Source organism: Geodermatophilus bullaregiensis (assembly GCF_016907675.1).
Taxonomy (GTDB): Bacteria; Actinomycetota; Actinomycetes; order Mycobacteriales; family Geodermatophilaceae; genus Geodermatophilus; species Geodermatophilus bullaregiensis.
The window spans coordinates 996623-1017180 of the sequence record NZ_JAFBCJ010000001.1 but is presented as its reverse complement, the minus strand read 5'-3'; the positions used below and the strand labels follow the sequence as shown (position 1 = coordinate 1017180).

General features: G+C 74.9%; 18 protein-coding genes, 1 tRNA gene and 1 pseudogene. 7 read left to right on the top strand and 13 right to left on the bottom strand.

What is annotated here, in order from left to right; all coding sequences use genetic code 11:
- Window positions 1–1441: 1441 nt before the first annotated feature.
- On the bottom strand, window positions 1442–2200 hold the full coding sequence (locus tag JOD57_RS04700; protein ID WP_204690829.1) for an esterase/lipase family protein: 759 nt from the start codon (window positions 2198–2200) through the stop codon (window positions 1442–1444).
- A gap of 187 nt (window positions 2201–2387) precedes the next feature.
- On the opposite strand from JOD57_RS04700, the pseudogene JOD57_RS27400 reads away from it, so the two are divergent.
- Window positions 2388–2516, top strand: a pseudogene (locus JOD57_RS27400) (IS982 family transposase); the annotation flags it as partial.
- 288 nt (window positions 2517–2804) lie between these two features.
- Here the strand turns inward: JOD57_RS27400 and JOD57_RS04695 are convergent.
- The 4 genes from JOD57_RS04695 to JOD57_RS04680 form a co-directional block, all read right to left on the bottom strand.
- Entirely contained in the window at window positions 2805–3116 is a 312-nt protein-coding gene (locus JOD57_RS04695; RefSeq protein ID WP_204690828.1) for a type II toxin-antitoxin system PemK/MazF family toxin, read from the bottom strand.
- On the bottom strand, window positions 3106–3339 hold the full coding sequence (locus JOD57_RS04690) for a hypothetical protein (RefSeq protein ID WP_204690827.1): 234 nt from the start codon (window positions 3337–3339) through the stop codon (window positions 3106–3108). The genes JOD57_RS04695 and JOD57_RS04690 overlap by 11 nt, the downstream gene beginning before the upstream one ends.
- A 79-nt stretch (window positions 3340–3418) precedes the next feature.
- Window positions 3419–3495: transfer RNA gene (locus JOD57_RS04685), tRNA-Ile, on the bottom strand.
- Between the two features lie 255 nt (window positions 3496–3750).
- Window positions 3751–4197: a DUF1707 SHOCT-like domain-containing protein gene (locus JOD57_RS04680; protein ID WP_204690826.1), complete on the bottom strand. Its 447-nt coding sequence runs from the start codon at window positions 4195–4197 to the stop codon at window positions 3751–3753.
- A gap of 447 nt (window positions 4198–4644) precedes the next feature.
- On the opposite strand from JOD57_RS04680, the gene JOD57_RS04675 reads away from it, so the two are divergent.
- Both JOD57_RS04675 and JOD57_RS04670 read left to right on the top strand, forming a co-directional pair.
- A complete protein-coding gene (locus JOD57_RS04675; RefSeq protein ID WP_239568156.1) occupies window positions 4645–5883 on the top strand; it encodes a M23 family metallopeptidase in 1239 nt (412 codons plus the stop codon).
- Window positions 5884–5988: 105 nt separating this feature from the next.
- A complete protein-coding gene (locus tag JOD57_RS04670; RefSeq protein ID WP_204690567.1) occupies window positions 5989–6903 on the top strand; it encodes an IS982 family transposase in 915 nt (304 codons plus the stop codon).
- Between the two features lie 45 nt (window positions 6904–6948).
- On the opposite strand, the gene JOD57_RS04665 is transcribed toward JOD57_RS04670, so the two are convergent.
- Window positions 6949–7869, bottom strand: coding sequence for a maleylpyruvate isomerase N-terminal domain-containing protein (locus JOD57_RS04665; RefSeq protein WP_204690825.1), 921 nt, complete (start codon window positions 7867–7869; stop codon window positions 6949–6951).
- A gap of 141 nt (window positions 7870–8010) precedes the next feature.
- Here JOD57_RS04665 and JOD57_RS04660 point away from each other — a divergent pair, with 141 nt between their 5' ends.
- A complete protein-coding gene (locus JOD57_RS04660) occupies window positions 8011–8508 on the top strand; it encodes a GGDEF domain-containing protein (RefSeq protein ID WP_204690824.1) in 498 nt (165 codons plus the stop codon).
- 355 nt (window positions 8509–8863) lie between these two features.
- Entirely contained in the window at window positions 8864–9364 is a 501-nt protein-coding gene (locus tag JOD57_RS04655; protein WP_204690823.1) for a DUF3145 domain-containing protein, read from the top strand.
- Between the two features lie 318 nt (window positions 9365–9682).
- Here JOD57_RS04655 and JOD57_RS04650 read toward each other — a convergent pair whose 3' ends face one another.
- The 6 genes from JOD57_RS04650 to JOD57_RS04625 form a co-directional block, all read right to left on the bottom strand.
- Window positions 9683–11095: an acyl-CoA carboxylase subunit beta gene (locus JOD57_RS04650; RefSeq protein WP_204690822.1), complete on the bottom strand. Its 1413-nt coding sequence runs from the start codon at window positions 11093–11095 to the stop codon at window positions 9683–9685.
- Window positions 11096–11176: 81 nt separating this feature from the next.
- The gene (locus tag JOD57_RS04645) at window positions 11177–12406 is read right to left on the bottom strand and encodes a beta-ketoacyl-[acyl-carrier-protein] synthase family protein (protein ID WP_204690821.1); all 1230 of its coding nucleotides are present in this window, start codon (window positions 12404–12406) and stop codon (window positions 11177–11179) included.
- Window positions 12407–12471: 65 nt separating this feature from the next.
- The gene (locus JOD57_RS04640; RefSeq protein ID WP_204690820.1) at window positions 12472–12711 is read right to left on the bottom strand and encodes an acyl carrier protein; all 240 of its coding nucleotides are present in this window, start codon (window positions 12709–12711) and stop codon (window positions 12472–12474) included.
- Window positions 12712–12788: 77 nt separating this feature from the next.
- Window positions 12789–13754 (bottom strand): beta-ketoacyl-ACP synthase III, encoded by a 966-nt coding sequence (locus JOD57_RS04635; RefSeq protein ID WP_204690819.1) that lies wholly within the window; start codon window positions 13752–13754, stop codon window positions 12789–12791.
- On the bottom strand, window positions 13751–14956 hold the full coding sequence (locus tag JOD57_RS04630; RefSeq protein ID WP_204690818.1) for an acyltransferase domain-containing protein: 1206 nt from the start codon (window positions 14954–14956) through the stop codon (window positions 13751–13753). Before JOD57_RS04630 ends, JOD57_RS04635 begins: the two co-directional genes overlap by 4 nt.
- 207 nt (window positions 14957–15163) lie before the next feature.
- The gene (locus JOD57_RS04625) at window positions 15164–16342 is read right to left on the bottom strand and encodes a PucR family transcriptional regulator (protein WP_307824459.1); all 1179 of its coding nucleotides are present in this window, start codon (window positions 16340–16342) and stop codon (window positions 15164–15166) included.
- A gap of 44 nt (window positions 16343–16386) precedes the next feature.
- Between JOD57_RS04625 and JOD57_RS04620 the strand changes: the two genes are divergently transcribed.
- Both JOD57_RS04620 and JOD57_RS04615 read left to right on the top strand, forming a co-directional pair.
- Window positions 16387–17106 carry a phosphatase PAP2 family protein gene (locus tag JOD57_RS04620; RefSeq protein WP_204690817.1) on the top strand — a complete coding sequence of 240 codons (720 nt, stop codon included), beginning with the start codon at window positions 16387–16389 and terminating at the stop codon, window positions 17104–17106.
- Window positions 17103–17615 carry a pirin family protein gene (locus JOD57_RS04615; protein WP_204690816.1) on the top strand — a complete coding sequence of 171 codons (513 nt, stop codon included), beginning with the start codon at window positions 17103–17105 and terminating at the stop codon, window positions 17613–17615. The genes JOD57_RS04620 and JOD57_RS04615 overlap by 4 nt, the downstream gene beginning before the upstream one ends.
- An 11-nt stretch (window positions 17616–17626) precedes the next feature.
- Here the strand turns inward: JOD57_RS04615 and aceE are convergent, their stop codons facing one another.
- Window positions 17627–20425 (bottom strand): pyruvate dehydrogenase (acetyl-transferring), homodimeric type, encoded by a 2799-nt coding sequence (gene aceE / locus JOD57_RS04610; protein WP_204690815.1) that lies wholly within the window; start codon window positions 20423–20425, stop codon window positions 17627–17629.
- Window positions 20426–20558 lie beyond the last annotated feature (133 nt).

Genomic DNA, 20558 nt, shown 5'->3' with positions numbered 1-20558 from the left:
GTGACCGAGCGCCGACCGGTCGGCGGCCCGGAGCACGTTCTCGGCCAACGGCAGAACCTCGCCGCTGTGTGGTCCGTGCACGGGCGTGGTCGCGTCGATCAGGAGGTCCAGCCGGTGGACGTCGACCGCCGCGGTGTCCGGGACGTCACCCGTACGAGCAGGCCCACGAGCGGCTCGTCGGGCGGTGAGGACCCGGGCTCGGTGGACCAGCCCGACACACCTGACGCGACGGGGTCGGGTCCGATGCCGCACCAGGACGTGACCGCGGCGCGGGCCCCGTGCGCCGTCTCCCGCCACCGGTTCAGCCCGGCGGCCCACGGGACCACCACACGGCGTCGTGGGCCGCCACGGCCAGGACGACGCCGACCCAGCCGGCCCGCTCCACGAGGAGGTCCAGCGGTGTGGTGTCCGGATCGGATGGACGGCCGGCGGCGCGACCTCGCCACCAGGAGGGGTGAGGGTTTCGTGGCGCCCCGCGCGCAGCAGCTGCCCGGAGCCGGTCCTGGCGGCCGGTTCCGAGCTGTGTCGCCTCGATCGGGAGCGGTCTCCACCGACGTCCGCGGGCAGCCACGACTCCGCGCCCGCCGCCAGCCGCATCGGGTCGATGCCGTCTGAGTCGGCGGCTCCCCGTCGCGTGCCGGGGTCGTCCCGTCGGTCTGTCGGCGAGCTCAGGCTGTCGCCGACGACGACCGTGTCGTGTCGACGAACCGATGGAGCCCCGGACGTCGGGTCGCGCGTCGACAGCTGCCCGGAGAACTCGAGCCGCACGCTGCCGGTGGCCGTCAGCGGCATGCCGGAGGGGGCGAAGAGCGTGTACGTGGGGGTGGGGCCCGGGTGAGGGTCGACGGCGTCGTGCTGATCGGCCAGGGACTCCTTGCCATGGCCACAAGCGGGCGTCGGGTCGTACAGCCCCCTGACGGCGAGACGCATGCTGGAGGCGGGCACAGGCTCGGCCACGGGTCTGGGTCTCCTCGGTGTCGGCAGGTCGGTCGGCGACGCAGGCGGCGACGAGCCAGCGTGCGCCGTCCCGGTCGGGCCGCGACCGGAGCGTCTCCCTCCGACGTGGCCGCGGCCTCACCGAACGGCGGCTCAGCGGTCGACGCGGGCGCGGTCGGTCCATCGCCCCACAGGAGAGGCGGCAGGCTCCGGTGATACCGGCGCTGGTGCGGGCGGGCCGGAGCCGACCGGGGCAGCTGCGCACGAGACCGTGCACGGACGTGAGGACGACGACGGGTTCCCCGACCGGAACCGGTGTGGTGTGGCACCGCGGCGCCGCGGCGTTGATGATCACCGGTGTTCCTCATCTGGGGACGTCCACCGCAGTACGCTGCGGTTCCGTATACAGCTCCAACTGCACGGATGCACGTGGGCGAGCCGTGGTGCATACGTCCCGCACCTCTGAGGTCGTGCCGGCACCAGGTCGATCGGCCTCGGTGTCCCGTCAGCGGGGGAAGAGCGTGCTGAGTCCGAGCGGAGGCCGAAAGGGCTCCCAGGCGCCCTCGGCGATCCCCAGTCGGTCGGCCAGCACCCACAGGACCGCGGGGTTGACCGCGAGGCCGAGGTGGCTGCCGCGCACTTCCACGTTCTCCCGTCGAGGGCCCACCTCGTACCGGCACGAGGACCAGTGCACGATGCCGTCGGCTCGCGTGTAGACCGACGTGGCGGGCACGCGCAGGGAGCCGCGCTCGGCCCAGGGCCGGGGCAGCGCTGCTGCCTGGCGGAGGAGGCCGGTGCCGCCGTCGACGATGCCCGAGGCCGTGCGGACCCAGGGAGCCCATCGCACCACCGGCGTGCCCAGGGTGACCAGTCCGCGGACGCTGCCCGGCGCGGCTCTGGCCAGTTCGCGCGCGTACAGCCCGCCGAGACTCCAGCCGACCAGGCTGACCCGCCGTCCCGAGGTGCGGTGCAACCGCTCGAGTCGGTCGCGCAGCGTGTGGACGACGTGGCCCGTCGGTCCCCGGTTGAGGCCCAGACTCCAGCCGGACACGTCGTGGCCGAGGGCGCGCAGCGCGGTTCGCAGCACCAGGGTGGCGGGGTCGCCGGTCAGCAGGCCCGGCAGCACCAGTACCGGGTGGCCGTCTCCGCGGCGGGCGGTGGCGAGCAACGGCCAGGTGGTCGCGAGGGCGGCGAGGTCCAGTCCCGCCCGCGGCGGCTCGGTGAGGAGCGAGGCCCGTGAGGGGAGACGCGGGACGGCAGGCACCCGGACAGCATCCACGGCGCCGGACGGTCCGTCCGCAGGCCGTCCACAGCAGACCCGCCCGGGCGTGATCGCCATCTCGCAGGGGCACCTCGGGATTCCCGAAGCTGCTGTCGTGTCCCCGAGCGGCCGCCATGGGGCGCGTAACCCCAGCGCTGCGGGACGTTGGGCCAAGCCGCGAGCGACCCGTGGAGGCCACACTCCCGGCGGCGTGATGATCCGCGTGCTGCAGTGCCTGCTGGCACTGACCGCGGCAATCTGGCACAACGACCACACCGGCCAACCCGTGCGGCGATCCCTACTCGCCTACGACCACTGACCCTCGGAGTCAGTCATCTAGTTGTGGGGCGGTTGCCTGGTGGTGGGGCGGGTGGGGCTCGAACCCACGACCCAGGGATTATGAGCACAAATTCGCTGAACGCTGTGCTGACCAGGTTAAACGCAGGTCGTTGAGGACCGTCCGAGGACCAGTACCCGGCTGTTGACAGGCGGGGACCGGGCCGGGGTCAGAGCGGGCACATGTGACGGGTCGACTGACAGCTTCGGCCAAGCCGCTGTCCTGAGGACGCACGGAGGGGAGCGGCTCACCATCCACGTCCAGCGGCCTTCACAGGCCGAGAACCAGACGCAGAGCCGCGTCGACCTGCCGCAGTTCCTCGAAACTGAGATGTCCGGCCGAGTCTCCCAAGCGCTCCGGATCCACTGCGGCGGTCTGTTCGGCCAGCACCCGGGTGGGGCGCCCGTCGATGGAGACCTCCGGACGGAAGGTGGCGGCGCGGGCCGAAGTAGACGTGGGTGCAACCAACCAGGTGGACAGGGGAAGCAGGTCGGACTGGACGACGATGGCGTAGCGGACCCCCGCCTGCTCGTGGCCGCGTGTGCCGCGGGGAGAGCGCAGGCGGAAGACCTCACCACGCACGCAAGGTCTCCATGTCCCGAAGGACTTGAGCGGCCTCGGCACGGTCGGCTTCGTCGTCGACCAGCGCGGCGGCCTCCGCGCGGAGCCGGCCTTCCGCCGCAACCCTCGCGGCCTCGATCAGAGCTGCCCGCACGGCGGTGGAGACGGGGGTGCCGTCTTGCGTGAGCACGGCCAGGGCACGTCGGGCGTCCTCATCGGGACGGAAGGTGATCGTGTCAGCCACAGCTGGAGTGTCTCACGGATTGTAAGACATGGATAGGGCCAGCCTGACAGGTTCTCCGGCGCGCGCCTTGTGTACTGCCTGGTGGGGCGGGTGGGGCTCGAACCCACGACCCAGGGATTATGAGTCCCATGCTCTGACCGGCTGAGCTACCGCCCCTGACGAGCGGCGCCCAGCCTGCCAGACGTCGGGTCACCGGTGTGCAAAACGTCCAGGTGGCACACAGCCACCCCCCGCGGCTGTGCATCCGCGACGGCCGTCGCGGCACCCCCCTCGCGGAGCTCCACCGCCCGGAAGCCGGCTACTGGACGTGCGTACGCGGAGCAGGCGCCGCGGGGACCGCCGTGGCGGACTCGTAGACCGACGCCGACGTCCACGCGGCAGCGGCCCTCGTGCCGGTCGGCTGACGCCGGGTCAGCGCGGGCCGCGCCCGTCCCCCCAGCCGCGGTCGAAGCCGCCGGGCCCGCCGTCGAACAGGCCGTCCAGCACCAGCGAGCCCAGCAGGACCAGCACCAGCAGCGCGGCGACGGCAGTCAGGGCCAGTCGCACCCCCGCCGGGCCGCCGCCGCGCGCGCCGGCGACGGTGGCCCGGACCTGCTCCCAGGCCATGAGCCCCAGCGGCCGCCAGCCCGGCGCGGTGGCGTAGGCCGTGACGTGCTCCGGTGCGGGCGGCAGGTCGGCCGTCAGCGGCGGCAGGTCGCGCAGGTGCACCGCGGCGAAGGCGGCGGCCATCCGCTCGCTGCCCTCGTCGGGCGTGAGCAGCCCCCGGGCGACGGCGTCCTGCAGCCGGTGCACCGTGGCCGCCCGGTCGCTGTCGCCCGCCCGCATCGGCGGGACCTGCCTCGCGGTGACGTCGTCCATGTGGTTCCTCCCGCTGCGTGCCGTTCCGGCCGGCCAGGGTGCCCGCCGTTCCTGTGACGGACCTGTGAGCGACGGCACGCCGGACCCGGCCGCGACGGGCCAGGTGGGGCCGTTGTGGCGGAAGGTGCGGCACTCCACACGGTTCGTCATACCCGCAGCTCAGCTCGTTGAGGATGCAAACAGGCGCGCCGCGATCGTCACCTTTCCGTGACATTCGCCCGGGGTCGCGTAGTACGTTCGCCCGCGGCCCAGCCGGCTCCAGCTCCTCGCACCGAGGGCACCGGCCGGGTCCCGCCTGATCGTCCCGGCCCGCGTGCCGGGGGACCGGGGATCCCGTGGGGGTCCCCGGATCGGTCACGCCCGCGCACACCAGACGCGGGCAGCGGCGTGCCCTGCGGGGCGCCCGCGGACCCGGGAGGCGGCCGCGACGAACGGAGAAGCGCCCTCTTGGCGACCCTGCACCACCGGACCGCCCGGGGGACCCGCCCCGCCCTGCCCTCCCGCCTCGGCCGTGCCGTGCTCGCCACCGGCGTCGCCGTGGGACTCCTGCTGGCGACTCCTGCGGCCGCGCTGGCCGACCCCCAGGACGACGTCGCCGCCGCGGAGGCCGCCGAGCGCGACCTGGTCGCCGAGGTCGGCCGGATCCAGGGCGAGGTCACCGCCGCCGAGGAGCAGCTGCAGCGGATGACGGTGGAGGCCGAGGCGGCCGCGGACGCGGCCCTCGTCGCGCAGGCCGAGCTGGCCGCCGCCCAGCAGGCCGCCGCCGTCGCCGCCGCCGAGCTGCAGGCTGCCCGCGACGCCGTCGCCGCCGCCGAGGACGAGGTCGTCGAGCTCGGCCGCGAGGCCTACATGGGCAGCCAGGGGGACCTCAGCGGGGACGTCTCGGTGCTGCTGGACAGCGAGGGCCCCCGTGAGGTGCTCGAGCGGGCCGCCACCCTCGACATGCTCGGCACGCAGCGCGCGGAGACCCTCGAGGAGTTCGAGCTGCTCGAGACGCAGGAGGCCGAGGCCGAGGCCCTGGCCCGCGCGGCCGTGGACGAGCGCGACGCCGCCGCCCGTGCCGCCGCCGAGGCGCAGGCCGCCGCCGACGCCCGCCTGGCCTCCGCCCAGGCCGACTACGACGCCCTCGCCGTCCAGAAGGCCGCGCTCGACGAGCGGCTGCGCGTGGCCGAGACCGAGCTGCTGCGACTGCGCGGCATCGCCGACGCCGAGGCCGCCTGGGCCGCCCAGCAGCAGGCCGAGCAGCAGGCCGCGGTGACCGTGAGCGTGCAGTCCTCGGGCAGCGGCGCCGCCGCCCCGACCACCGGCCGCGTGACCTCCTGCTACGGCGCGCGGTGGGGGACCATGCACTACGGCGTCGACATCGCCGCCCCGATCGGCACGCCGGTCTTCGCCCCCACGGGCGGCGTCGTCCTGCAGGCGGGCCCGGCCAGCGGCTTCGGCCAGGCCGTCTACGTGCAGCACGACGACGGCCGGATCACCGTCTACGGCCACGTCAACCGGTTCTTCGTGTCGGCCGGGCAGGTGGTCGGTGCCGGCCAGCAGATCGCCGAGGTCGGCAACAAGGGCCAGTCCACCGGCCCGCACCTGCACTTCGAGGTGCACGAGGGCGGGCTCTACGCCAGCCGGGTCAACCCGGTCCCGTGGCTGAGCGCACGCGGCATCTCCCTGGGCGGCGGCTGCTAGATGACTGATTCCAAGGGGTCCGAGTTCGGCGAGCCTTGATGAGCTGATGGGCGAGGGTGCCCAGGCTCGGCGTTGCTGACCCAACGTCGAACCTCGGAGGTCCTCGTGGACGCCGATCTGGACACCCTCGCCACGGCACTCTATGTACGCACCGACGATCTGCTGAAGGCCTCGCCCGGTCGTGCCCCGGCTCGTCCGGCGGTCGGGATCGCACCGCGGATCACCGACGCCGAATTGGTCACCCTGGCGGTGATGCAGGCGCTGCTGGGGCGCACCAGCGAGGCTCGCTGGCTGCGGTTCGCCCACGCCCAGCTGCGGCACCTGTTTCCGTATCTGCCCCAGCAGCCGGGCTACAACAAGCGGCTGCGCGCCCTGGCCGACACGCTGCGCTGGCTGATCGCGGTGCTGGCCCGGGACACGCATCTGTGGTCTGACGACGTGTGGGTGGTCGACTCCACCCCGGTGGAGTGCGCCCGCTCCCGCGAGGCCGCGCACCGCTCGGCGCTGGCCGGCTGGGCCGAGTACGGCTACTGCGCCAGCCACTCCCGCTACTTCTGGGGACTACGGCTGCATCTGCTCTGCACGCTGCACGGACTACCGGTCGGCTTCGCGCTCTCCGGCGCCAAGGCCGACGAGCGCGAGGTGCTGCTGGGCATCCTCGACGCCGACCCCGCGCTGACTGCCAGCCGAGCCGGACAGACGGTGATCGCCGACCGGCACTACTACGGCCGCCAGTTCGAAGCCACGCTGCACGGCCACGGCATCGCGCTGCTGCGCCCCGCCCGCACCGGCGAGCCCAAACGGCCCGGAGCCCGCCTGTTCAAGCCGCTGCGGCAGGTGATCGAGTCGATCAACGACACCTTCAAAGGCCAGCTCGACCTCGAACACCACGGCGGGCACACCCCGCTCGGGGTCTGGGTCCGCGTCCTGCAACGCGTCCTGGCCCTCACCGTCGTCATCTGGCACAACGACCACATCGGCGCACCGACCCCACGATCACTGATCGCCTACGACCACTGACCCTTGGAATCAGTCATCTAGTCGCCGCCCGGGCGGGGAGGTCCCTCACCGGCGCCCGCGCAGCCGGCCGAGCAGGTCACCGGCCCCGCCGACGGTCCGCGCGGCCAGCGCCAGGATCGGCCCGCCGGGGATGCCCGGCGCGGACTCCACGATCGGCGCGAGCATCATCAGCTCCGGCAGGTCGCGCACCCGCAGTCGCCGGCGCACCAGCGCCGCGGCCGGGTTGACCCGCCCCGAGGCGGCCTCCAGCAGGACGTCGGCCGCCGCCTCCACGACGGCGCCCGGGGGCCGCTCGCCCGCGCCGAGCCGCCGGACCGTCCAGCCACCGCGGTCGGCCGCGAAGGCCCACCCGCCGTCCGGGGTGACCAGTCCGGCGCCGCCGCGGATGCCCGACGACGCGGCCAGCGCGCCGGTCACCTCGGCGAGCGCGGCCAGCCCGGCCTGCAGCACCTCCGGCGGCGGCGGGGGAGCACCCAGCGGCACGAGGTCCAGGCCGTGGACGGCGAGCTCGTAGGCCTGGCCGAGGACCACCGACAGCAGTGGCAGCCGGCCGACCGTGGAGACGGCGTACGCGGTGTCGAGCCCGCCCGGTTCCTCGGCGAGGTAGCGGGCGGTGGCCTCCCGGCTGCGGTGCAGCGCGGCGAGCACCTCCTCGCGCGGGGCGTCACGGTGCGCGGCGGTCACCCGGGCGTTGGTCCCGTCGACGTCGGGCGGCGTGCCCGTGCCACCGGCGCGGGCCGAGTCGACCAGGTCGGCCAGCGCGGCGTGGTCGGGCCAGCAGCCCAGGTGCACGCACACCTCGTGGGCACGCCAGCCGGGCAGGCGGGTCGGACGGTCCAGGTCGACGGCGGCAGCCTGCTGGAGGAAGACGTCCCAGGCGTGGAGGACCATGGGCCCCACCACGTCCCGGCCGGCCCCGGCCAGTCCCTGCCGCTGCGGTCGCCCGCCGCCGTCGTCGGTCGTCATGCCGGGCCCCCTACCCATCGCCGCCGGCGTCCTCGCGGGTGCGCGGGAGTGTGTCCGCCCACCCGGACGGAGGAGTGCCCGAGGTGTCGCGTCACGGGCGGGCGGCCGCTGGTCGAGGACGACGATCGGGTCGAGTACTGGGTGCGCCAGGTACGGGAGGCGCTGGCCACCACCGACCCGCTCACCGGCGTCCCCAACCGCCGGGCGTTCCTCGAGCGGCTCGAGGGGGCGGTGAGCCGGGCCGGACGGGGGCAGCGCTCGGTGGTCTGCATCGTCGACCTCGACGGCTCCGAGGCGGTCAACGACCTCGAGGGCCACGCGGCCGGCGACGCCGTCCTGCGCGCGGTGGCCGGGACCCTGACCGCGGCGGTGCGCGGGACCGACACGGTGGCCCGCCTCGGCGGTGACGAGTTCGCCGTCCTGGCCGATTCCCCGCTCCCGGCCGACGACGCGGCGCTGGCCGACCGGCTGCGGATCGCCGTCGCCGGGGTCGGTGCGGCGCACGGTGTCACCGGCAGCGTCGGCCGGGCCCTCGTCGGGCACGACGACGATGTCGCCGGGGTGATGCACCGGGCCGACGCGGCCGTGTACCGGGCCGAGGCGGCCGACGGGGACCGGGTGCACGATCTCGCACGGTGACGGCCAGGTCCGCGCGCCGGTGACCGACCGTGATGACGAGAAGGACCGGTCCTGCATGCGACACCGGGGGTGGCGACCCCCCGTGCCGGCACCCGGGGTGTACGGTCAGCGTCACTCCCGCCCGGGTTGGACGGCTGGGTCGTCATCGTGGTATGGCGCTGACCAGCAGTTCCGTGGCGCCCGGCGCTGCGTCCGTCACATCCGGCACAGCTGTCGCATCTGCACTGGCGCGCCGGGCACCTCATCGTGCACACTGTCCCCGGAGCCCCTGGTCCACCGCCACTGACCACAGCCTGTCACCGAATCGATCGTCCGTTGGGGAAGACGAGACCGATCGAGTCGATGGAGGTGCCTCGTGCAGCGACGGTCTACCCAGGGTGTCGTCTTCGTGCACTCCTGCCCGAAGGCGCTCTGCCAGCACGTCGAGTGGGCGCTCGAACGCGTCATCGGCGCGCCGGTCTCCCTGTCGTGGGCCGACCAGCCCGCGGCGCACGGTGCCTACCGTGCTGAGGTGGCCTGGACCGGTGCTCCCGGGACGGGCGCCAAGCTGGTCGCCGCGCTGCGCGCGTGGCCGATGCTGCGCTTCGAGGTGACCGAGGAAGCCAGCCACGGCAACGACGGCGAGCGCATGTCCTACGTGCCGGGGCACGGGGTGTACCGCGCGCCCACGAGTGCCAACGGCGACCTCGTCGTCACCGAGCAGCAGCTGCGCCACCTGGCCGCCACCGCCACGTCCATCGAGGCGTTCCGCCACGGTGTCGACGAGCTGCTCGGCGCGGCCTGGGACGCCGACCTCGAGGTGTACCGGCACGCCGGCGACGGCAGCCCGGTCACCTGGCTGCACCAGGTCGTCTGAGGCCGTCCGGGACGAAACACGCAGGTCACGATCCGGGCACACGAGATGAGGTCCCCCGGGAACTCGTCGTAGGCTCCTGGCCAGGTCGTCCGGACGCCGTCGGGGAAGCGGCGTCCGGACGACCTCACACCGAGAGGCCCGCCACTGCTGCAGCGGTGGCGGGCCTCTCGTCGTCGCGGTGGCCGTCCGGCCGGTGCGCGGTCCTGCGTCCCGATCGTGACGCGTCCTCCCTGACCATGACGCGTCCTCCCTGACCGTGGGACGTCGGGGAGGACGCGCGACGATCAGGTCACCTGATCGTCGCGCGCGCCGGCGCCGCTACAGCGGGATGTTGCCGTGCGCGCCGCGGCCGGCCGGCGCGCCGGCCAGGGCGGCCACCAGCCGCTGCCGCGTGCGGGCGGGCTCGACGACCTCGTCGACGACGCCGATCTCCAGCGCCCGGTTCACCCCGCCGGCGATCCGCTCGTGCTCGTTAGCCAGCCGCACGTGCAGCGCCTCCCGCTCGCCGGGGGGCACCGCGGCCAGCTGCTTGCGGTGCAGGATGCCCACGGCGGCCCTGGCGCCCATGACGGCCACCTCCGCGCCCGGCCAGGCGAAGACCGCCGTGGCGCCCAGCGAGCGGGCGTTCATGGCGATGTAGGCGCCGCCGTAGGCCTTGCGGGTCACCAGCGTCACCCGCGGGACGACGGCCTCGGCGAAGGCGTGCAGCAGCTTCGCGCCGCGCCGCACCACGCCGTCCCACTCCTGGCCGACGCCGGGCAGGTAGCCGGGGACGTCGACCAGCACGACCAGCGGCACGCCGAACGCGTCGCACATCCGCACGAAGCGCGCCGCCTTCTCCGCCGAGGCCAAGTCCAGGCAGCCGCCCAGCCGCAGCGGGTTGTTCGCGACGACGCCGACGGTCCGCCCGGCGAGCCGGCCGAGGGTGGTCACGACGTTCGGCGCCCACCGCGGGTGCAGCTCCAGGCCCGGTCCGTCGAGGAGGGCGGCGACGAGCGGCCTGACGTCGTAGGCGCGGTTGGCCCGCTGGGGCAGCAGGGCCCGCAGGTCGACGTCCGGCTCGTCCCGGGCCGGCGCGAGCCGGCCCTGCGCGGCCAGCAGGTCCACCGCCTGGCGGGCGGTCGCCAGCGCGGCGGCCTCGGAGTCGGTGACCACGTGGACGACGCCGCTGCGGCGGCCGTGCGTGTCGGGCCCGCCGAGGCTCTCCATGTCCACGTCCTCGCCGGTGACCGAGCGGACGACGTCGGGACCGGTGACGAAGACCCGTCCGGCCGGCCCCATGATCACCAGGTCGGTGAGCGCCGGTCCGTAGGCGGCGCCGCCGGCGGCCGGGCCGAGGACGACGGAGACCTGCGGGATCCGCCCGGAGGCGCGCACCATCGCGGCGAACACCTCGCCGACGGCGTGCAGCGCGGTGACGCCCTCGGCCAGCCGGGCGCCGCCGGAGTGCCAGATGCCCACGACCGGCAGCCGCTCGCGCACCGCGGTGTCGATCGCGTCGACGACGTGCCGGCACCCGTCGGCGCCCATCGCCCCACCCATCACCGTCGCGTCGGTGCAGTAGGCGATCGCCGGGGTGCCCGACACGGTGCCGCGCGCCGCCAGGACACCCGACGTGTCCCGCGGGGCCAGCAGGGACGTCGTGCCGGCGTCGAAGAAGCGCGCCAGCCGGTCGCCGGGGTCGCGCGGGTCCGGAGCGGTGGCGGCAGGAGCGGCGTGCAGCGTGGTCACGAGACCTCCACGGGCCGGGCGCGGGCGTGCGGGAACGGCCCGGGCGGGCACGCGACCGGCCCGGGCAGCGGGGTCCTTGCGTCAGACGGTGGTGAAGACCAGGGCCATGTTGTGGCCGCCGAAGCCGAAGGAGTCGTTGACCGCGGCGGTGAGCGTGGCCTTCCGCGGCTCGCGGCGGACGATGTCGAGGGCCTGCACCGCCGCGTCGTCGTCCGGGTCGTCGAGGTTCGCCGTCGCCGGCACCACCTGGTCGCGCAGCGCGAGGATGGTGAACACCGACTCCAGCGCCCCGGCCGCGCCGAGCAGGTGGCCGGTCTGGCTCTTGGTGGCGGTGACCAGCACGTGCTCGCCGATCGAGCCGCGGATGGCCGCGGCCTCGGCGGTGTCGCCGACCGGCGTCGAGGTGGCGTGGGCGTTGACGTGGCCGATGTCGGCCGGGGTCAGCCCGGCGTCGCGGATCGCGGCCGCGATCGCCCGCCCGGCCCCCTCGCCCTCCGGGTGCGGGGCGACCAGGTCGTAGCCGTCGGCGGTCCCGCCGGCGCCGGCCAGCCGGGCGTGCACCTGGGCACCGCGGGCCTTCGCCGAGTCGGCGCGCTCCAGCACGAGGGCGGCGGCGCCCTCGCCGAGGACGAAGCCGTCGCGGGCCTTGTCGAACGGGCGCGAGGCCCGCTCGGGCTCGTCGTTGCGGGTGCTCATGGCCCGCATGGAGGAGAACCCGGCCATGGGCAGCGGGTGGATGCAGGCCTCCGTGCCGCCGACGAGGACCACGTCCGCGCGGTCGAAGCGCAGCAGGTCCAGGCCCCAGCGGATCGCCTCCGCGCCGGAGGCGCAGGCGCTGACCGGGGCGTGCACCCCGCCCTTGGCGCCGACGGACAGCCCGACCGCGGCGGCCGGGCCGTTGGGCATGAGCATCGGGATGGTGAAGGGGGAGACCCGCTTGGGCCCCTTCTCCTCCAGGATGTCGTCCTGGCCGAGCAGGGTCAGCGCCCCGCCGATGCCGGTGCCGAAGACGACGGCGATGCGCAGCGGGTCGACGCCGGCGTCGCCGGCCCCCGACTGCCGCCAGGCCTCCTCGGCGGCGATGACCGCGACCTGCTGGCTGCGGTCGAGCCGCCGGGCGCGCACCCGGTCGAGCTGCTCGGCGGGCTCGGTGGCCAGCCGGGCGACGAGCTGGGCGGGGAAGTCCTTCACCCAGTCGTCGGTGATCCGGCTGACCCCCGACCGCCCGGCCAGCAGCGCGTCCCAGGTGCTGGTGACGTCGCCGCCCAGCGGCGTGGTCGCACCGAGTCCGGTGACGACGACATCGGTCATGACGGGTTCCTCCTGGGAGCGGGTGCGGCCGGGGGCCGGGGGTCCGGGACGGGCCGGGGCCCGGCTCAGCCCCGGTTCTTCTGGATGTAGCTCATGGCGTCGCCGACGGTCTTGATGTTGCCGAGCTCGTCGTCGGGGATGGCCACGCCGAACTTGTCCTCGACGGCCGTGGCGATCTCGACCATCGACAGCGAGTCGACGTCGAGGTCCTCGGTGAACGACTTCTCCGGGGTGGCGTCGGCGGGAGCGACCCCGGCGACCTCCTCCAGGATCTCTGCCAGACCTGCCTGGATGTCCTCGCTCACGCGGGGGTCCTCTCTCTCGGTGGAGGCGGGCGCTGCCCGCCGTCGGTCCCGGGTGGTCCGGGGGTCTGTGGTGGTGCTCAGGGCAGGGTGAGCACCTGGCCGGCGAAGGTCAGGCCCGCGCCGTACCCGAGGACGAGGGCGAGGTCCCCGCTCTTCGCCTCGCCGGACTCCAGCAGCGCGGTGAGCGCCAGCGGGACCGACGCCGCCGAGGTGTTCCCCGACTGCACGACGTCGCGGGCGACGACCGTGTCCGGCCTGAACCCGAGCTTCCTGGTCATCGACTCGATGATGCGCAGGTTGGCCTGGTGCGGGGCGAAGACGTCGACGTCGGCCGGGCCGATCCCGGCGGCCTCCATCGCCTCCTCGAGCGTCTCGGTGAGCCGGGTGGTGGCCCAGCGGTAGACCGCCTGGCCGGCCATGGTCATCGTCCCGGTGCCGGCGGCGATCTCGATCGCGTTGTGCTGGTCGCCGTCGCTGCCCCACACGACCGGGCCGATGCCCGGCTCCTCGGCCGCGCCCACCACCGCGGCACCGGCGCCGTCGGCGAAGATCACCGCGGTCGAGCGGTCGGCCAGGTCGGTGACGTCGGTGAGCCGCTCGACACCGACCACGAGGGCGTTGCGCGCCGAGCCGGCCCGGATGGCGTCGGAGACGACGCCCAGGGCGTAGCAGAAGCCGGCGCACCCGGCGTTGAGGTCGAAGGCCCCGGGCCGCGGGATGCCCAGGCGGTGGGCGACCTGCGGGCCGATGCCGGGGATGGGCTCCTTGAGGCTGGCGCTGGCCAGGACGACCAGGTCGACCTCGTCGGGCGCCAGACCGCTGGCGGCGAGGGCCTTGCCCCCGGCGGCGACGGCCATCTCGACGAGGGTCTCGTCCTTCTCGGCCCAGCGGCGCTCGGCGATGCCGACGCGGCTCTGGATCCACTCGTCGTTGGTGTCCATCACCTCGGCGAGCTCGTCGTTGGTCACCCGGCGGCGGGGCCGGTAGGCGCCCAGGCCGAGGATCCGGGCGCCCGCGGCGCCCTTCCTGAGGTGGATGGTCACGCGGAGACCTCCGGGTAGAGACGGGCCAGCGGGTCCCCCGCGTCGACCAGGTCGCCGTCCTGCACCAGCCACTCGGCGAGGACGCCGTCGTAGCCGGCCGTGACGTCGGCCTCGCCGCGCCGGCTGCGGACGCGCCCCAGCGGGGTGCCGGCCGGCAGGCGGGTGCCCTCGGCGACGTCGGCGGGGCTGACCGTGCCGCGGACGGGGGAGACGACGACCCGCCAGTCGGGCTGGTGGATGGCCTCGGGGCGGCCGCGGGCGGCGTCGATCAGCGCGCGGGCCCGGTCGAGGTCGGCGGGACCGGACAGCGCCAGCACCTCGACCCCGCCGTCCTTCGCCCACTCGCGCTTGGCCAGGCCGGCCAGCGCGCCGGCCGGCGGCAGCTCGAGCGCCGCGGTGACGCCCAGCTCGCGCAGGGTGGCCAGGCAGGCGTCGAAGTGGACGGGGCTGGTGACCTGGCTGACCAGGCGGGACAGCACCTCGGCGCCGGAGCCGACCGCGGCGCCGTCGGCGTTGGACAGCAGCAGGCGGCTGGGGTCGGCCGGGCGCAGGCCGCCGACGAGGCCCTCGAGCTCCTCGCGGGCGGGGGCCATGGAGGAGGTGTGGAAGGCGCCGGCCACCGACAGCGGCAGCACGCGCGCCTTGGCCGGCGGCTCGGCCTTGAGCGCGGCCAGGCCCTCGAGCGGCCCGGCGACGACGACCTGCCCGCCGCCGTTGAGGTTGGCCGCGCTCAGCCCGTGCCGCTGCAGTGCCGCGGCCAGCTCGTCGGGGTCACCGCCCAGGACGGCGGACATGCCGGTCGGGGTGAGCGCGCAGGCGCGGGCCATCGCCCGGCCGCGGACGGCGGTCAGCGCGATGGCCGCCTCGACGCTGAGCACCCCGGCCAGCGCGGCGGCGGTCAGCTCGCCGACGCTGTGCCCGGCGATGACGACGTCGCGCCCGTCCTGCGGCGTGTGCGCGACCGGGCCGGGCAGGCCGCCGAGCTCGCGGGCCACGAACAGGCTCATCGCGACGACCAGCGGCTGGGTGACCGCGGTGTCCTTGATGGCCTCGGCGTCGCCGGTGGTGCCGAGGGTCAGCAGGTCGGCGTCGGCGATGGCGCCGGCCCAGCGGAAGAAGGACTCGGCACCGGGGAGCTCCAGCCAGGGGGTGAGCATCCCGGGCTTCTGGGCACCCTGTCCGGGCGCGAGGACGGCGAGCACCTCCTCACCGTGCCAGGCGTCACGTCCCCCTGCGGTGGTGTCCGGAACGAAAGGTCACCGTTGCTCTTTGGAGGATGTCCACAATGTGGAGGCGCATCCGGGCCGTCGTCGCCCCGTTCCGTGGTGGAGACCACACGGACCGCCGTAGATCCGCCGAGCGGGGTCCCGCCGCGGGCGCGCGGGTGGCGGGGGGACCCGGGTCCTCCCTCAGTGCCAGAGGGAGCGGCCGCCGTCGAGGTCGGCGAGGGCGAGGGCGACCTGCAGGGTCCAGGCGCCGCGGGGGTCGGTGGCCACCTGCCCGGTCAGCTCGGCGGCCCGCTTGAGCCGGTACCGGACGGTGTTGGGGTGCACGAACAGCGCCCGGGCGCTCGCCTCCAGGTTGCCGCCGCCGGCGAGCACGGCGCGCACCGTCTCGAGCACGCCGCCGCCGGCGGTCCGCAGCGGTCGCACCACCCGCTCGGTCAGCGCCGCCCGGGCCAGCGGGTCGCCGTCGAGGGCGCGCTCGGGGAGGAGGGCGTCCGACCAGACCGGGCGCGGGGCGCCGGGCCAGGCCCGCGCCGCCCGCCAGCCGGCCAGCGCGGCGGCCGCCGACCCGCCGGCGGCGCTGAGCCGGTCGACCGCCGGGCCGCGCACCACCGGTCCGGGGCCGAACTCGTCGGCCACCCGGTCGGTCGCCGCGGCCACGTCGTCGGCGCCGCCGAGGACCACGACGAGCTGGTCGGCGTGCACCCCCACCAGCACCTCGCAGTGCTGCGAGCGGGCCGCCCGGCGGACCGTGGCGTGCGTGTCGCCGTCGGCCGGCGCCGCGCCGACCAGGACGACGACGGGACTGGTGTCCGCCCACCCGAGTGCGGCGGCCCGGCCGGGCAGCTCCTCGGAGTGCTCGCCGCGCACCAGCGCGTCGACGACCAGCGCCTCGAGGCGGGCGTCCCACGCCCCGCGGTTCTCGGCGAAGGTGGCGTAGACGTGCGCGGTGGCGAAGGCGACCTCGCGGCTGAACTGGAGCACCGCCATGCGCAGCACGTCGGCGTCACCGGGCTCGGCGACCGACTCGACGTGGTCGTCCATCACCTCGACGGTGACCTTGACCAGGTCGACCGTCTGCTTGAGCGGCACCGCCCGGACCAGGTCGCGCGGCGCGGCGCCGAACACCTCCCCGGTCAGCCGGGGCGGCCGGTCGGGAGAGCGGCACCACTCGACCAGCGAGGCGATGCCGGCCTGGGCGACGAGCACGACCCAGGAGCGCTGGTCGGCGGGCATGGTGCGGAACCAGGGGAAGTCCTCGTCCATGCGGGACACGGCCCGGGTGGCGATGGCGCCCGAGGCGCGCTCGAGCCGCCGCAGCGTCGCCGCCGACGGCGGGCGGTCGCTCACCCGGTGGGCCACAGCGTCAGCGTGTCACGGTCCGGGGGGTCGGGGAGAGTGGGGGAGTGGAGTCCGCCGCCCGACCCGCCACGTCGCCCGCCGCGCCGCCGTCCCCGCCCGTCCGGACCCGCCGCCGGGCCCTGGCCGCCGTCGGCACGGGCCTCACCGTCCTCGGCGTGCTGGGCGCCGGCGTCCTCACCGGCTTCGCGCCGCAGGTCCGCCTCGACGACGCGGTCAGCCGCGCGCTCTACGCCGGCGACGACCGCTCCGTGCTGGTCGGCGGCCTGCTCGAGGTGCTCACCACGCCGGGGGTGACCTGGTTCCGCGTGCTGGTGTTCCTGCCGGCCCTGGTCTGGCTGGCCCGCCGCCGCGTGTGGCGCACGCTGGCCTGGGTCGTCGTGGCCGTGCTCGGCATCGGCCCGCTGACCACCGGGCTCAAGGAACTGGTCGGCCGCGCGCGCCCGGCGTTCGAGAACGGCGGCCTGACCTACGAGTCGCTGAGCTACCCCAGCGGGCACTCCTCCGGCATCGCCACGCTGGTCACCGTCGGGCTCGTGCTGGCCTGGCCCCGGCTGTCCGCGCGCGGCCGGCGGGTCGCCGTCGTCGCCGGCGTCGCGCTGGCCGTCCTCGTCGGGCTGACCCGGATGTGGCTGGGCGTGCACTTCCTGTCCGACGTCGTCGGCGGGCTCTCCCTCGGCGTCGCCTGGTCGCTCACGGTCGCCCTGGTCGCCCGCGGGCTGCCGGGCGGGGCCGGGGCGCTGCCCTCGCGCGGTGCGGCGCGGTGACCGGGCTCGCCGGCCGCACCCTGCTCGAGCCCGGCGACGGCTCGCTGGGTCCGCTGCTGCGGGTCACCGACGACCGGCTGGCGCCCGGCACCGGCTACGGCCGGCACGAGCACCGGGCGGTCGACGTCGTCGCGGTGGTGCTGGCCGGCTCGCTCACCCACGCCTGGGGCGGCGGCGCCCCGATGGCCGCCGGGGACGTCGGCGTGCTGCGGGCCGGCACCGGGCTGGCGCACGACGAGGTCGCCGGACCCGACGGCGCGCGCGTCGTCCAGACGTACCTCCGGGCCGCCGACCCCGCCGCGCCGCCGTCGCACGCGGTGCACCGCGCCGTCCGCGGCTGGGTCGACCTCGACCGGCCCGACGCCCGGCTCTGGATCGGGCCGGCGGCCGAGGCCCCCGACGGCGTGGTGCTGGGCCTCGACGACGAACCGGCCCGCGTCGGCGGGGTGCCGAGCGGGCCGGTCGTCGTGTGGCAGGTGGACCCCAGCCGGCCCGACTGGGCCGGCTGACGGGCCCTTCCTCAGGTCGCCGGGCTCGGGTCCGACCGCTCCTCCGGCGGCGCCGCCTGCACGTCCCGCACCTGGTACTTCTCCACCGCCTGTCGGACGAGGTCCCGGTCGACCTCGCCGCGCTGGGCCAGCGAGGCGAGCACCCGGACGACGACCGACTCGGCGTCGACGTGGAAGTGCCGCCGCAGCGCCGGGCGGGTGTCGGACAGGCCGAACCCGTCGGTGCCCAGCGTCGCCATCCCGCCGGGGACGTACGGCGCGATGAGGTCGGGCACCGCGCGCATCCAGTCCGACACCGCCACGACCGGCCCGGGGGCGTCCTGCAGCTGCTGGGTGACGTACGGGACCTGCGGCTCGTCCTCCGGGTGGAGCAGGTTGTGCTCCTCGACCGCGTCGGCCTGCCGGCGCAGCTCGGTCCACGACGTCACCGACCACACGTCGGCCGCGACGCCCCAGTCGTTCGCCAGCAGCTCCTGCGCGCGCAGCGCCCACGGCACCGCGACGCCGGAGGCCAGGACCTGCGCCCGGGGGCCGTCGCCCTGGCCGGGTGCGTAGCGGTACATGCCCGCGAGCAGGCCCTGCAGGTCGAGGCCCTCGGGCTCGGCCGGCTGGTTGAACGGCTCGTTGTAGACCGTCAGGTAGTACATGACGTCGGGGGAGCGCGAGCCGCCCAGCGGGGCGCCCGGGTCCTCGCCGTACATGCGCAGCAGGGCGTCCCTGGTGATGTGCCCGACCTCGTAGGAGAACGCCGGGTCGTAGGAGACGACCGCCGGGTTGGTGTGGGCCATGAGCAGCGAGTGCCCGTCCTCGTGCTGCAGGCCCTCGCCGTTGAGCGTCGTCCGCCCGGCGGTGGCGCCGAGCAGGAAGCCGCGCGTCATCTGGTCGGCGGCCGCCCAGATCGAGTCGGCGGTCCGCTGGAACCCGAACATCGAGTAGAAGATGTAGATCGGGATCATCGGCTCGCCGTGCGTGGCGTACGAGGTCCCGACGGCGGTGAACGACGCCGTGGAGCCGGCCTCGTTGATGCCCTCGTGCAGGATCACGCCCTGCTCGGACTCCTTGTAGGTGAGCATCAGCTCGCGGTCGACCGAGGTGTACCGCTGGCCGGCCGGGTTGTAGATCTTCTGCGTCGGGAAGAGGCTGTCCATCCCGAAGGTCCGTGCCTCGTCGGGGATGATCGGCACGAACCGCGGGCCGAGCTCCTTGTCCTTCAGCAGCTCCTTGAGCAGGCGGACGAAGGCCATCGTCGTGGCCACCTCCTGCTTGCCCGAGCCGCGACGCAGGACGTCGAGCGCCTTGTCGTCGGGCGCCTTGAGCGTCTTGAACTCCGCCCGCCGCCGCGGCACCGCCCCGCCCAGCGCCCGGCGCCGGTCGAGCATGTACTGCATCTCGTCGGAGCCCGGGTCGGGCTTGTAGTAGGGCGGCAGGGTCTTGTCGAGCTGCTCGTCCGGGATGGGCAGGTAGAGCCGGTCGCGGAAGGCGGCGAGGTCCTCGGCGGTCAGCTTCTTCATCTGGTGCGTGGAGTTGCGGCCCTCGAAGTGGCTGCCCAGCGTCCAGCCCTTGATCGTCTTGGCGAGGATGACCGTCGGCTGGCCCTTGTGCTCCACGGCGGCCTTGAACGCCGCGTAGACCTTGCGGTAGTCGTGCCCGCCGCGGGAGAGGTTCCACACCTCCTGGTCGCTCATGTGCTCGACGAGCTTGCGGGTGCGCGGGTCGCGGCCGAAGAAGTGCTCGCGGACGAAGGCGCCGTCCTCGGCCTTGTAGGTCTGGTAGTCGCCGTCGGGCGTCTGGTTCATGAGGTTGACCAGCGCGCCGTCGCGGTCGGCGGCCAGCAGCGGGTCCCACTCCCGGCCCCAGATCACCTTGATGACGTTCCAGCCGGCGCCGCGGAAGAACGACTCCATCTCCTGGATGATCTTGCCGTTGCCGCGCACCGGGCCGTCGAGCCGCTGCAGGTTGCAGTTGATGACGAAGGTGAGGTTGTCCAGCTCCTCGCGGGCGGCCAGGCCGATCACGCCGAGCGACTCGGGCTCGTCCATCTCGCCGTCGCCGAGGAAGGCCCACACGTGCTGGTCGGAGGTGTCCTTGACCCCGCGCGCGTGCAGGTAGCGGTTGAACCGCGCCTGGTAGACCGCGTTCATCGGACCCAGGCCCATCGAGACGCTGGGGAACTCCCAGAAGTCCGGCATCAGCCGCGGGTGCGGGTAGGACGACAGCCCGCCGCCGGGGTGGCTGACCTCCTGGCGGAAGCCGTCGAGCTGCTGCTCGGTCAGCCGGCCCTCGAGGAAGGCGCGCGCGTAGATGCCGGGGGAGGCGTGACCCTGGAACCAGATCTGGTCCCCGCCGCCGGGGTGGTCCTTGCCGCGGAAGAAGTGGTTGAAGCCGACCTCGTAGAGGGAGGCCGAGGACGCGTAGGAGGAGATGTGGCCGCCGACGCCGATCCCCGGCCGCTGCGCCCGGTGGACCATGATCGCGGCGTTCCAGCGGATGTAGGCGCGGATGCGGCGCTCGGTGTCCTCGTCGCCGGGGAACCACGGCTCGCGCTCGGGCGGGATCGTGTTGATGTAGTCGGTGCTGCGGAGGGCGGGGACGCCGACCTGCTGCTCCCGGCTGCGCTGCAGCAGCTTGAGCATCAGGTAGCGGGCCCGGCCGCGGCCTGCGTGCTCGACGACGCTGTCGAGTGACTCCACCCACTCCTGGGTCTCGTCGGGATCGGTGTCGACCAGCTGGCTCGGGAGCCCGTCGGTGATGACCGCGCGGGGCTGGCCGGCGTCGCGGGTGGGGTCCCCACCCTGCTGCGGTGCGCTCATGCCCCCCATCGTCGCGCGTCCGGGCTGTCCGCGTCACGCCAGAGCCCGGGGTCGACGGCGTACCCCCTGGTACCGGGGTGGCGCGGCTCCCCGCGGAGCGCTTGCGCCTGACCAGGCATGCCCTACGCTCCTG

Excerpts from the sequence above, each read along its gene's own strand:
- JOD57_RS04680 (WP_204690826.1), bottom strand. The coding sequence starts at position 4,197 with ATGGACGACGTCACCGCGAGGCAGGTCCCGCCGATGCGGGCGGGCGAC.
- JOD57_RS04665 (WP_204690825.1), bottom strand. The coding sequence starts at position 7,869 with ATGACGACCGACGACGGCGGCGGGCGACCGCAGCGGCAGGGACTGGCC.
- JOD57_RS04645 (WP_204690821.1), bottom strand. The coding sequence starts at position 12,406 with ATGACCGATGTCGTCGTCACCGGACTCGGTGCGACCACGCCGCTGGGC.
- aceE (WP_204690815.1), bottom strand. The coding sequence starts at position 20,425 with ATGAGCGCACCGCAGCAGGGTGGGGACCCCACCCGCGACGCCGGCCAG.